The 12,168-nt window shown below is 37.1% G+C and carries 9 protein-coding genes; 2 read left to right on the plus strand and 7 right to left on the minus strand.

What is annotated here, in order from left to right; all coding sequences use genetic code 11:
• The first annotated feature begins 62 nt into the window (after window positions 1–62).
• Both recU and ACTQ5J_RS03135 read left to right on the plus strand, forming a co-directional pair.
• A complete protein-coding gene (gene recU / locus ACTQ5J_RS03130) occupies window positions 63–665 on the plus strand; it encodes a Holliday junction resolvase RecU (RefSeq protein WP_441750546.1) in 603 nt (200 codons plus the stop codon).
• A 29-nt stretch (window positions 666–694) separates the two neighbouring features.
• A complete protein-coding gene (locus tag ACTQ5J_RS03135) occupies window positions 695–3,211 on the plus strand; it encodes a transglycosylase domain-containing protein (RefSeq protein ID WP_441750547.1) in 2,517 nt (838 codons plus the stop codon).
• A gap of 128 nt (window positions 3,212–3,339) precedes the next feature.
• Here the strand turns inward: ACTQ5J_RS03135 and ACTQ5J_RS03140 are convergent, their stop codons facing one another.
• The 7 genes from ACTQ5J_RS03140 to ACTQ5J_RS03170 form a co-directional block, all read right to left on the minus strand.
• Window positions 3,340–4,911: an IS1634 family transposase gene (locus ACTQ5J_RS03140; RefSeq protein WP_441750548.1), complete on the minus strand. Its 1,572-nt coding sequence runs from the start codon at window positions 4,909–4,911 to the stop codon at window positions 3,340–3,342.
• Between the two features lie 142 nt (window positions 4,912–5,053).
• Window positions 5,054–5,794: a DnaD domain-containing protein gene (locus ACTQ5J_RS03145; RefSeq protein WP_441750549.1), complete on the minus strand. Its 741-nt coding sequence runs from the start codon at window positions 5,792–5,794 to the stop codon at window positions 5,054–5,056.
• A gap of 96 nt (window positions 5,795–5,890) precedes the next feature.
• Window positions 5,891–7,189: an asparagine--tRNA ligase gene (gene asnS, locus ACTQ5J_RS03150; RefSeq protein ID WP_441750550.1), complete on the minus strand. Its 1,299-nt coding sequence runs from the start codon at window positions 7,187–7,189 to the stop codon at window positions 5,891–5,893.
• Between the two features lie 21 nt (window positions 7,190–7,210).
• The gene (locus ACTQ5J_RS03155; protein ID WP_441750551.1) at window positions 7,211–7,687 is read right to left on the minus strand and encodes a PepSY domain-containing protein; all 477 of its coding nucleotides are present in this window, start codon (window positions 7,685–7,687) and stop codon (window positions 7,211–7,213) included.
• Between the two features lie 58 nt (window positions 7,688–7,745).
• Window positions 7,746–10,307 carry an exonuclease domain-containing protein gene (locus ACTQ5J_RS03160; RefSeq protein WP_441750552.1) on the minus strand — a complete coding sequence of 854 codons (2,562 nt, stop codon included), beginning with the start codon at window positions 10,305–10,307 and terminating at the stop codon, window positions 7,746–7,748.
• Window positions 10,308–10,347: 40 nt separating this feature from the next.
• The gene (locus ACTQ5J_RS03165) at window positions 10,348–11,589 is read right to left on the minus strand and encodes a CCA tRNA nucleotidyltransferase (RefSeq protein ID WP_441750553.1); all 1,242 of its coding nucleotides are present in this window, start codon (window positions 11,587–11,589) and stop codon (window positions 10,348–10,350) included.
• Window positions 11,579–12,127: a YpiB family protein gene (locus ACTQ5J_RS03170; protein WP_441750554.1), complete on the minus strand. Its 549-nt coding sequence runs from the start codon at window positions 12,125–12,127 to the stop codon at window positions 11,579–11,581. Before ACTQ5J_RS03170 ends, ACTQ5J_RS03165 begins: the two co-directional genes overlap by 11 nt.
• Window positions 12,128–12,168: the final 41 nt, after the last annotated feature.

A 12,168-nucleotide genomic window follows, 5' to 3' on the forward strand; every position in this document is an offset into this window, starting at 1 on the left:
TAACAAATTGTTCATTTTTTATTCAATAATAATTCTGTATAATGGATGAGAGGAGTGAATTTATGTTGAACTATCCTGCTGGTCAAACACCTGGCCGTACTTTTCAGCCAAGTGCTCGTCCAAAGAAGAAAAATAAAAACTATGCAAGCCGCGGAATGTCTCTGGAGGATAAATTGAATCAGAGTAACGAGTTTTATTTACATAACGAACTTGCCGTCATACATAAGAAGCCTACTCCTATTCAAGTAGTTAAAGTCAATTACCCTCATAGAAGCGCTGCTAGAATAACTGAGGCTTACTACAGAAATGCTTCCACTACAGATTACAATGGTGTTTATAAGAATCATTACATTGATTTTGAAGCTAAGGAAACAACAAATAAAACCAGTTTCCCATTAGCTAACTTACCAGAACATCAGCGAGTGCATATGCGCCAGTGTATAAAACAGGGAGGACTTTCTTTTTTGATTGTATCATTCAAAGTTCACCAAGAAGTATATTTATTACCTTTTCAGAAAGTTGATGAATTTTTACAATCTTCTGATAAGCAAAGTCTTACCCATCAGTGGATTAAAGAAAATGGCTACCAATGCAATATTGGTCTATTCCCACTAATTGATTATTTACCCGCAATCGATGCCTATATTAAAGATAGAATATGTTAAACCATCGATTGTTTGAAAGGAAGAGATGAATGGTTACAGGAAGTCGAGTTGAACGTAAAAAATATCAGAATAACAATAAACGTTCTTCTAACAGGAACCCAAAGAAAAAAAATAATAAACATACGGCCAGAAAATGGATAAAGCGAGTGGTTATTCTGCTTATTACCCTTTTCTTTTTAGCTTTAATGGCTGGAGGTGGATTGTTTGCTTATTACGCAATGAATGCTCCAGATATCACTGAATCCGACTTGCGTGGTCAGATTTCAAGTAAAATATTTGATCGTGACGGTGAATTAGTTAAGGAACTCGGCGGTCAGAATAGGGACTTGATGGCTCCAGAAGAAATTCCAGAGCTATTAAAAGATGCGGTGTTAGCAATTGAAGATGCTCGCTTTTATAGTCATAAAGGAGTAGATCCAATCCGAATCGTAGGGTCAGCCCTTGCAAACTTACAAGCTGGTGAAATTACTCAAGGCGGGAGTACAATTACTCAACAACTCGTCAAACTCTCAGTTTTCTCTACGGATTTCCAAGATCAAACACTTGAGCGTAAAGCACAAGAAGCATGGTTATCCCTTGGCTTAGAACAAGAGTACTCTAAAGATGAGATTCTCACGATGTATTTAAACAAAATGTTCTATTCAAACAATACATACGGTGTAAAAACGGCCGCTAAAAATTTCTTTGGTAAAGAAATTAAAGAAATCAACTTAGCAGAAGCTGCCCTTCTTGCTGGTATTCCACAAGCACCAAGTGACTATGATCCATACAGTTTCCCAGAAGATGCCAAAGAAAGACGTGATTTAGTCTTATCGGTGATGTTAGATCGAAAATTAATTAACCAAGAACAGCACGATGAAGCGTTAAATACATCGATTGATTCAATGCTAGTACCTCTTAACACGGACTCACTGGCTCAATATGATTTAACAATCGATTCTTACATTGACATGGTCAGTCAAGAAGTTCAAGAAAAAATGAATTTAAATATATTTACTGATGGTGTCGAAGTTTATACGAATTTAGACATGTCTGCTCAGAAAAAATTATATGAAACAGTAAATGATAATTCTGCCGTTATTTTTCCAAACGACCGCGTTCAAACTGCTGTCTCAATTATAGATGTTGAAACCGGACAATTAGTTGCAGTAATCGGTGGACGTAATCAAGAAGTTGCCTTCGGATTAAACCGTGCGAACACGGATAACCGTAGTGTCGGTTCAACAATTAAACCTTTAATTGATTATGGTCCTGCTTTTGAATACTTGAATCATTCAACTGCTACAACAATCGTCGATGAACCTTATACTTATAGTGAAGGCATACCACTTTATAATTTCGACTTTGATTATAAAGGTCAAATGACTTTAAGGGAAGCACTCGCAGGTTCACGTAATATTCCTGCATTGAAGCTGTTACAGGAAGTTGGCATGGATAATGCTTACGCTTTTTTACAAAAGTTAAATATTAATATTACTAATGATAAAAACAATCGTGAATTAGTGGAATCTAACTCGATAGGTGGCGAAATGACACCAATTCAATTATCTGCCGCTTATGCAGCGATAGCTAATCAAGGTGAATTTATTGCACCCTATACTGTCAATCGAGTAGTGACAGCAGCTGGAACTGTACAGGAATTCACTTCTACACCCAGACAAGCTATGAAAGATTCAACAGCCTATATGTTGGTTGATATCTTGAAAGGCGTTCCTGGACCATTTGCTGCTGCTGCTCAAATCGAAGGCTTACATCATGCTGGTAAAACAGGCACAACAGATTATGGTAGCACAGAACTTGAAACATTAGGTTTAGATAACGGTACGTATGCTGCACGCGATGGTTGGTATGCTGGTATAACACCCAAGTACTCCATCGCCACTTGGATTGGTTATGACGATCCTATGGTTCAAGGCAATCAATTAACCTTAGAAGACACGAGAATTCCACAGGAAATTTATGCAGAAATGATGTCCTTTATGATGCAAAGCTCGCCTAATATTGACTGGGTAAAACCAGATAGTGTCGTTGCAGTAGAAATTGAGAAATACTCAAGTCCACTTCAATTACCAGGTCCGTATACGCCTGCTGAAATGCGTTCAACTGAACTGTTTGTTAAAGGCTCTGAACCAACACAACAATCCTTATATTATGGTCGATACATGAATCCTCCCTCTTGGTTCGATGCGAATTACGATGAAGAAACTAAGAGTATCATTGCCCAATGGGGTGCTTTAACTGATAATGGCGCTTTTGAGTTAAGTTTAAATGGAGTGGTTATTTACACTGGTAGCGGTACAACATTCTCAGTCCCAGTTGAAGGTGACGGTGAGTATGTTCTACGCTTAAGAATTGTCGATGGTAATAGTTCTTCTGATACATTGGTAGTGACTTTAACACTAACAACTAACTCAGAAGAAACAGACTCTTCCGAATCAGAATCGGAAGAATTACCACCGGATGAAACAGAGTCGACACCAACAGATCCAAATGAGTCGCTTCCTCCGGAATCATCCGAACCTGTCGAGACGGCCCCCCCTGCCTAAGCGATTACACCATCTAATTAAAAATAGAACAGACTAGTTAAAGGCTATAAAATGCCTTTATATCCTAAATTCCCGTGAAATTATAGTATACAAATAAGCCACCGAGGCAGATGCTTCGGTGGCTTATTTTAATTGAAGACGGTCGCGTCTATAGTGAGAGCGTTTAAAATTGTTTTCTGGGTACTTGTTAGAGGCAGCATGTGAGTGGTGCCGTCTTTTAATTGAAGTTGTTGAATTTTCTCCAACTCACGAATCACTTTCTTCATCGTCAGGCGTTCTGTTGCTTCATTTTCTTTGATGGCCTGCATGAACACAGTTCGCATAATAAGACCTAGAAAGGCGACGAATAGCTTACCTTCAGTTGTTTTGGTGTAATGAGTGCGCATCCGGTGATAATCCATTCCGTTTTTCAACTGATCAAAACTTTTCTCTATCACATCTTTTTGGCGGTAAGTACTTAATGCTTGCTCCGCACTGAGGGCTTTGTCAGTTGAAATGAGGGCGAAGTAGCCTAACTGAGCTTTTAACTCATCGATTTTATCGTAGTCAATGCGGTAGCTAAGCTCTTTTTCACCGGTCTCTTCTACCTCAAAGTATTTCTTCAAAGAAGGTTTCAGTTTCTTTTGTTTGGCTAATACCTTTAGCTGCTTCTCATGACGTCCAACTTCGTCAAATAAGGCATTCTCGCTGAGTAAAGCCTTTTGTTGGTCGAAATATAGATGCACCATGACTGGGACACCGTCAAACTCTCTCTCGATCGATCGCGCATAGATCCCCTGCGTATTAAGCCGCTCACGCGATGAAAAAGGGTGTTGGATGACGTCAGCGAGTAACTCTTTGTACATTTTTAAATTCTTCGGAATTAAACTGAGCGCTGTGTGCTGTCTGTGGGACATTAACGTTAGATTATCCCGGGTCATAAATCCTTGATCCATGACAAATCTCACATGATTCATTCCAATCGTCTCCGCCAAAGCCATCATAAACGGTAAGTACGTTTTGTCTACAATACTGCCTGAATACATCGAATAATAAAGAGGTAGTTTGGTGGTTTCACCAAAAAACATCCCCAAATTAATCTGAGCTAAGTTCTCTTTATCGCGGTTGTATCCCCGTTCAACCCACGCAATTTCCTCGCTATAGGATGAAATAGAGGTCACGTCATAAGCGATATACTCTTGTTCTTGCGCTTTCGTCAGCCATTGTCGAAAGAAACCCAATTGTTTAGCGTTGTCTAAGTCAGCGAAAAACTCGCTCAACTTTTGGGAGGTCATGGCCTGTACTTTAGGATGTGACGTGGAGTCTGCCCAGTCTGGATAATCCATCATGACATTTCCGTGGCCCATCATAAAGGCGGCAATCGCGAGTAGTTTCTCACTATCCCTTCCAAAATTATGTGTCAGCGTTTGGGTCAAGCCAATGGACTCAGCTAAGCGACTAAAGACTTCAAAGTAACCCACTGATCGAACCGTTTCCGGATGGTCTTTGCGTTCGCTTGGGAATAGGTCAAAGTAATTTTTGTTCGGGATCAGCTGACCGGTGGCTTCATCTAATTTACCAATGCTTTTTTCATCGGATGTTGGTTTCCCTTGAGCATTGCGGTAGCTACGAACGGTATAATACACATATTTAGTGCCATTAGGACCGTTTTTATACGTGATACGTTTGGTAGGCAAGTCCACTAATTGTCTTGATTTCATCCCTTCACTCCTTCGCCCTTGTATACTATGATATTCACGGAGTTCAGGTGATACTAGTCTGTTTTTACTTTATACGCCTCTTTTCTAGAGAGCCCCCTTCAAAATAGGGTCGGTTGTATACTTAAATAATGATATAACAAAGTTAATTATCTGGTTTCCAATCATAGAGTGGGATTTCAAAATGATCATAGCGATTGTCCTTTTTAGGGGGCATCGCTTTACTCTGTTGTTTCTGTTGGAATCGTTCACTTTCTTGTTGAGCCTCGTTAACTGTGCGAATATTTTTCTTTTCCCACGTCAATAAGATACGGTCGATATATTTCAAGCTGAGAGCTTGATGAATAACGGCCTCTTTAAGTGCATATTTAATCAACGCTGGCTGATAATTATCTTGAGATACCCAGGTATTTAAAGTTTCGAGTTCCAATGGCGTTAACATACGACCAAATTCATTTTCAAAGGCCATCACTAAAGATTCTGTTTCCTTAAATGTTTCATCTTCTGTTTGTTTCGCTTTTGAAATTTGAGCAGTCGTTTGTTGCCCAGCCTTCTGAAAATACTTCTCGTCAAGTTGTTCGAAAAATGGTCTTAAACTATAATGATCTGTTTGTTTACCATTTCTATCTGGTACTAATTCGATGGATAAATAATTTTTATCCATTAATTGATTTAGTTCACCGAATAACTTGCCGCTTGTCCAACCTAATTGATTGGCAATTTTTGTAGTTTCTTCAATCGATTGACTTTGGTTCATTTGAGATAATAAATAAAGCACTAATAACATTTCGTCTGAAGTCAGGTTTAACTGATGGAATCGATTAAAAAGTATGTTCGGGACCATCGTAAAACCTTCTTTCATCCAATCGTAAGCAGATGATTTCATGGTAAGCTCCTTTCAGTCGGTTTGAAGTGTCTAAAAAAACAATTGGCTGACGAAGCAGACAATTGTTTTTTAGACACTCTCGTTTGTAATTTTATGTTATGGGTATAAACGGTTTAATAGACGTGGGAATGGCGCTGTTTCACGAATATGTTCAATTCCTGTTAACCAAGCAACTGCACGCTCTAACCCAATTCCGAAACCTGAGTGAGGTACTGGACCGTATTTAGATAAATCAGCATACCATGAGTAAGCTTCTGGATCTAAGCCATAATTTTCGATGTTTTTAATAATGTGATCGTAGTCAGCAATTCTTTCTGAACCACCAATAATTTCCCCATAGCCTTCTGGTGCGATCATATCCGCACATAAGACCGTTCTTGGGTCTTCAGGGTTTTCTTTCATATAGAAAGGTTTAATGTCTTTTGGATAGTGTAGGATAAAGATAGGCTGTTCATATTGGCTTGCAATGAATGTTTCGTGTGGAGAACCAAAGTCATCGCCCCATTTAATATCATCAAAACCATTAGCATTCAATAATTCAATGGCTGCTGTATATTCAATTCGTGGGTATGGTGTTTGAGTATATTTTTCTAATAATTCTACATCACGCTCAAGAGTTTTTAATGCGATTGGACAGTTATCAATAACGTTACGTACAACAAATGCAACGTATTTCTCTTGTACTTCTAAACTCTCAGCATGCTCAACGAATGCCATTTCTGGCTCCATCATCCAAAATTCGATTAAGTGACGTCTTGTTTTTGATTTTTCAGCACGGAAAGTTGGTCCGAATGAGAATACTTTTCCAAATGCCATAGCAGCTGCTTCTAAATAAAGTTGACCACTTTGCGATAAGAAAGCATCTTCATCAAAATATTTCGTGTGGAACAACTCAGTTGTTCCTTCTGGAGAACTTCCAGTTAGGATTGGTGGATCTACTTTAATAAAGCCGTTAATATTCATGAATTCATACGTCGCACGTATAATTTCATTACGTACTTGCATAATGGCATGTTGTTTTGAAGAACGTAACCAGAGGTGACGATGATCCATTAAGAAATCAGTTCCGTGTTCTTTTGGAGTGATTGGATAATTTTCACTTTCCCCAAGTAATTCGATTCCCTCAACCAATAATTCATAACCTAAAACTGATCGTGAATCCGCTTGGACAGTACCTTGTATACGAACGCTTGATTCTTGATGCAATGATTTTGCTAATTCGAAAATATCCTCAGGCACTTGACTTTTTAATACTACCCCTTGGAAATAAGCTGAACCATCACGTAGTTGTAAAAAGGCAATCTTTCCACTGCTTCGTTTGTTGGTTACCCATGAGTTAATCATAACTTTTTGATCCACATATTGTGCTGCTTGTGACATTGTAATTGTTTCCATAAGTCCTCCTTGAAAATAAAATTAAATATTTGATATTGTTTTAACCCAACGACCAGTTGACGCATCGATGTAAAAATACGTTAATGTATTATTCTCATTTTTTAACGTCACTTCCCAAACTGGCTTATTTTCTAATAAACCTAAGCGCGTTTGGATAATGTTCATCAACGATGTTTCATTCATTGCGATGTCACTGGCGTCTTGTTCAGAGATGATTTCATTTTCAGCATAATACTGAATATCGCCACCCTCTTGCCCAACAATTGCAAAATGTTGTACGCCCTCTTCATCAATAAAATCTAAACTAAAATAAGTATTATCAGTTGTCATCCAATAAAACTTATTTATTTTATCTACTGCATAATCAAATTCAACTAAGCTGATAGTTTCTTCTTCTGCTTGATTCACACGGGCTTGGCTCTGCATAAAGACACCAAGAATGCTCATCAGCAAGATTAGAAAAATCGCTGTTAAAACTGAGACTGTTTTTCGATTCAACAGCTAACCTCCTCTATCGTATTGTCGTTCCTTATCATACCATATTTTTTAGGTCGATTTACTGACTAATTTCAAAATTTACTAAAACTTCTAATTGTTCACGAACTTGTTGTGAATAATATTTCGTATAAACTCTCTCATCAAATAAATAGGCTGTATTGATTTCAAAAGAATCTCTCAAATAGTTCGTAAGGACTTTAAAATCTTGAATCATTTGCGGTAATAACACTTCATGAAAGTCAGTTTCATCTGTTTCTTTTAAATACTCACTCATCGCAAGCATCAAAGAGTTCTTAGGAGAATTAAAAGGTAAGCTACTGATTAGAATATCAAATGTCTCATTAGGAATCCTCCATTGTTCTGTCAGTAAGGCGTTCCAACTTAACGCAACAATTGATGGTTTCATTTCTTGAGCACGCCTTTTAATCTTTTTTAAACTACCACTAACACCTTGTGCATGTAAAGAAAAATGAGTCTTAATCACTTCAGATTTAGACAGAATACGATAGGTCTCTTGCGCAGCCGCCTTACTATTAACAATGATCAATAGATAGTCGGCTAAAGAATCAATATTTTCTTCGATAAATTGACAGTGTAATTTTTCGAATTTCTGTGTAGCTATTGACTCGTCTGATTCTTGAATAAATTCGATTGGTACTTTTATGTTTAATGGGGCAAGTTGTGATACTTTCGGTAAGGAATAAAAGTAAAAATTATGTAACTGCAGCCATTCGTATGTACCATTATTTTGTAAATAATGTAAGTCACCCGGACTCAAAAAGAGCAATTGCTCAAATTTTCGCAAGTAATTGATATGACTTTCTTCAAGCACCAGTCTTTCTTTAATTAATTCTACATGGAAAAACTGTCCTTGAATATATTCAGCTTTGATTAACCAATAACTCGCTCCATAAGCGTTCGCTATATTATGTCGCAAGGAATGTTTAAGTAATCTAAAGTGATACAACCAATTGGGATCCACTTCTGAAATAGTGTTTTTCAACCGATGATTATCTAATTCAACCAATCTCTCTAAGTCAGAATAAATCGCTTGAATTGTTGCGATTACTTGGCTGAAATACTGACTAGCCGTATCTTTCGTTGAAATGAAGTGTTCAACCTTCGTTTTCTTCAACTTATTCTTAGGTAAACCTTTTAGTAGAAATTGACAATAATTAAAGAGTTCATTGAAGGCTTCGGTAAATTCTTGAAGTTTTTTTAAAAAATGGGATGAGCTAGTTGTTTCCAAGGAATGATATGTTAGTTGATCTATCAGTAAACGGGTGCGAGTAAACCATTCGCTAATTGAAAATTTATCTTGATAAGTCTGTCTAACACGCTTTGTGTAAAAACTTAAATTATCTATTAATAAAGTGCGTTTGAATAGTGCTTGATTCACTTGGTCATAATAACGTGTTAATTCAGATAAGAAACGATGATCCATTAAAATCACTCGCGCCAAGTAGCTTTTTTCTATCATATTTTGATAAAATTGATGGCTTCTGTTCGATAAATATCTTTCAGTGTATTTACTTAACAAAGCTTGTGTACATAATTCTTGATTAAGTTCATCATAGTCACCGTTTTTCGTAAACGATAACCAATTAATAGTAGCAGCGATAATGATAAGTTCTTGCTGATTACTCAATGGCGACGGTTGGTAAATTTCTAATAAACGTTTAAATGCACCGACATGAATAAAATGCCGGGCGTTTTTTAACACAAGGATGTCTTCAGCTGACACTTGATCTTTCAAGAATGATAGCCAATCTTTTAAACGATTAGAACGAGTAACGGCTAAAGCAAAGGCTTGATTCTGATTAAGTAATTCACTAATAAGACTTTGTACTAATTCTTCATTGATTGGTTGTAGGGCATCTTCAACCACTATTTGTTTTTTTTCGTTAGTTTTTTCAAGAATTAATTGAGCAAATTGTTGATTACTATGCCCCACTTTACCTTCGTTTGCAATTGATTTTCTGATGAATGGTGCCTCACTAATCGCATCCTGATTCAATGTAAATAAAGAAGGTTGATCAAACAATTCGATTTCTTCATTCGGTAAAGCTTCGACGAAAGGACGCATATTGAGTAACACACCCTTAGGTAGATCTTGAACTCTCATCGCTAAGTGATGCAGTAATTGAGTTGTCAACTGAGCGTCAGCTAAAGCGTCATGCGCATTTTCGAAAAACAAATTGAAATGTTTACTCAAATCATTAAGGTTAAAGCCTGGTGCTTGTGGAATTAGAATTTTAGCTAATTTCACTGTGTCTAACGCTATAGGTTCGAAACTCTCATAACCATGAAGCCTAAAGTTCTCTTGCAGAAAGTTTAAATCCAACGCTAGGTTATGAGCAACAAAAACACAGTCGCGTAAACGTTCATACCACAAGCCCGCTACTTGTTTAAAGGTTGGTGCTTTTAAAACCACTTCTTGATTGATTCCTGTTAGCTGAGAAATATGAAAAGGGATCTCTATTTCAGGATTAATTAGCATATTATGCTCTTGTATAATATGTCCCTCTTCAATAATCACAGCTGCGATTTGAATGATTTGATCGCCCTCTTCTATTCGAGGTCCTGTTGTTTCAATATCAACAATTGCGATTTTTGTCATAGTTTATATCCCTCAATTTCTTGCTAAGCAGTATCGTTGTCTATTTAGATTCTTGGCCATAGTGTTTGATGACATATTCAATCAAAATTCGTTCTTGGTTCACGAGCTGCTTAGTGACGACGAACTGTTCGACGTCACTTAATATTTTGCCTACTAATGGGCCACCTTTTTTCATGCTTAATGCTGTCATGATTCGGCGTCCGTCCAATTGTAATTCATTTCGTTGCTTAATCGGTAATGCATGGTAAATCGTCATTAATTGCTCTGACAAAGCATGCTGATGAACAATTAAAAATTCATAAACTCTTTGAATAATATCGTCAGGATATTGGTAAACAGTCCACGGTTCTAAAGACTGACGGTCGATTGCTTTAAGTAATGACATGCTCGCTTGTACGTCCTTGATGAACTGTTTGCTATGCGTCCATTTTTGTAACAAGTTTTTTATTCTCGTTTCACTTTTAATTCCTGCATGATATAAAAACAAGGTCCAAACAAAACTCTCGTCTCTAGCAATTCCATTTTCAATCATAGGTTTAACAGCCATTTTGAGCCCTTCAACCCCTTCTTCCACTGGAAGTCCGGCAAAGGGTTCAATGTACTCGCAAAGACCTGTCAATGGCAATAATTGACCATTTAAGTGGAAGTAAGCACCTTGGAAAAACTTACTAACTTCGATTCGAATTCTTTCAATTGAAACATTCTCAATTAATGGAGCAAGTTGTTGCAAAGCTAAAAAAGTTTCGCTCTCAATTTTAAAGCCTAATTGACTGGCAAATCGAATGGCACGCAACATTCTTAAAGCATCTTCATTAAAACGCTCGTTTGCTTGCCCCACCGCCCGAATCACTCTTGCGTTTAAATCTTTTAAGCCCTGATGGTAATCATATAATTGGCCGTGACGATCAAAAGCAAGAGCATTAATCGTGAAATCTCGTCTTAAAGTATCTTCCTCAAGATTACGCACAAAGTGCACTTCGTCTGGCCTTCTAAAGTCGCTATAAGTCCCTTCAGTTCTAAAGGTTGTAACTTCATAAGGAACCTCTTGGTAAAGTACTACAATCGTTCCATGCTCTTTACCTACATCAAAAGTGTGTTTGAATATACTCTGAATTTCATCAGGTGTGGCATTACTTGCGATATCTATATCGTGAATCGGTAAGTTTAATAACGTATCGCGAACACACCCACCAACAAAATAAGCCTCATAACCATGAGACTCAATCGTACTTAAAACCGGTAAAGCCGTCTGAAACAGCTGATCGGATAACTCAATTTTCATCTAGCTCACCTCTAAGTTGCTCTATTTGCTTTAAATAATAGCTGACCTGTTCAAATTGATGTTTATCAAGGGCACCATCTAATTTCTTACTTAATTGTTTAATAGTCGCTTCAATACTTAATCGTTCCAAATGTGCGTTAGTTTTTAAGACTAACTCATCATCTTGCGGCATAAATGGGTTTTCTTCAAAGATATCTAAATGGTAAAGCTGCTGAAAATAATCAGGCGTATTGAATTCTAGATAAAATTTTTGCTGTTCAAATTTAGTACTTAAACGGATGTCATGAAAAGCTTGCTCACACAAAGTGTAGCTCAACTGATCTTTATAATAAACAAAAGGAACCTGTGTATTTTGTTGATATGAAATATAAATCCCTCGGGGAGTATATTTCACATTTTCAGTAAACACAACAGAATTAATGATGTTTGGCTGTGTTTTTAAAAAATTGAGCAAATAAGTGACCGTCGGATTAACATGATGATACTTTTGTAGAATATAGTCAATAAATTGACGCTTGCGTTGGTTATGATTAATCATGTTTTTCCCTACTTTCTATTGATACTTAGTAGACTGGATAC

This window comes from Fundicoccus sp. Sow4_F4 (assembly GCF_052116145.1).
Lineage (GTDB): Bacteria > Bacillota > Bacilli > Lactobacillales > Aerococcaceae > Fundicoccus.